At 54.4% G+C, this 1327-nt stretch carries 1 protein-coding gene; it reads right to left on the reverse strand.

Going from position 1 to position 1327, the window contains the following annotated elements; translation table 11 throughout:
• Positions 1-51: 51 nt before the first annotated feature.
• The coding region (locus tag Q1A34_RS21905) for an ATP-binding protein (protein WP_300039638.1) at positions 52-1327 on the reverse strand (1276 nt) is incomplete at its 5' end.

The raw sequence follows: 1327 nt of genomic DNA on the forward strand, positions 1-1327 counted from the left end.
CGGAACCAGGGTGCATTGCAGATAGCGACCCGGCGCCACTACCCGGGTTCGTTATTCTGCGGCTATCGATTGTGAAACAGCGATAGTTGGGATCCTCAGAGAGAAGATGCTGCCGCGTTCGCCGGGGCAGTCGACATGAACACTCCCGCCCCATTCCAACAGAGTCTTTTGGATAAACGACAACCCCAGGCCGGTGCCCTCAACGTGGGAAGACAAGCGTTTGAACGGTTCAAAAACAGAACTTCGATGTTTCCCCGGAATACCCGGCCCGTCGTCTTCAAACTCGACAACGGTAAACCCGTTCACTTCTTTTCCTCGGATTCTGATTAAGCCCTTGTCACGGTCATGGTGTTTGGCTGCGTTGGAGAGCAGGTTACGCACAACCATGTCAAACGCCACCGGATCGACGTTAAGCAACGGAATCCGGGACTCGAGCTCAACCCGGAAACCATCCGGTAGTCCGGCCAGATCCAGAATATCCGGTAGTCTCGCATTGAGGTCTACGTCCTCGAATTGCTCAGGGGGTACCGGGCTGCGAGAGTGATCGAGAAGATCCTGGATCAGACCTTTCATACCAGCCGAAACACTCCTGAGCGTTTCAAAATGCGCAGCGATTTCGTCAGAAAGCTCATACCCGAGATCCGCCATATCTTCCTCCACAAACTGCAGCAATACAGTTTGTTGGGCCAACGGCGATTTCAGGTCATGCGCGGCAATAGCAGTAAACATGGACAGACGTTCATTGGCCGCCTCCAGCTCACTTTTCTGAGTTCGGATGATTTCTGCCTGCTGATGAAGCTTTGTGACGTCGACCCGGACTGACGCAAAATGCTCTTTGCCAATCGCAAAATCCGTCGCGTCGAACACACGTCCATCTGTTGTGTAGACAATTCGGTTCTGGGGTTCTCCGCTTGCAAGCTTTTGCACGATGCTCTCAGCAAATGCCTCGGCCTCGCGCGAGTTCATTTCCGAAACAATCGTTCCGTTGGTGTACGAGGTGGCGATCATGGAACGCAGATGTGCCCCCCTGGACAGCGCCCCCACCATCTTTGGCATTGTCCTCACGAACCCCCTGTTCCAGTGAACGGCGCGCATGTTTTTGTCGAAAATAGCAATCGCCGCCTCCACACCATCCAAAGCATCGACAAGCAGGCGGTGTTCGGAATTTTCAGCTAACAGGTTGCTCGCTCGCTGACGATTGCGTCGGGAACTGAGGATAGCGCCAATGGCGATGATCACGGCGGACAGGCCGGCAATTGAACCCCACAGGATGTAGTCATGTTCGGGCAATCGCGTTGGTCTTCCGAACCAGGTTTCACTGAGCGCG

Source organism: uncultured Roseobacter sp., from assembly GCF_947491795.1.
In the GTDB taxonomy this organism is placed as follows: domain Bacteria; phylum Pseudomonadota; class Alphaproteobacteria; order Rhodobacterales; family Rhodobacteraceae; genus Roseobacter.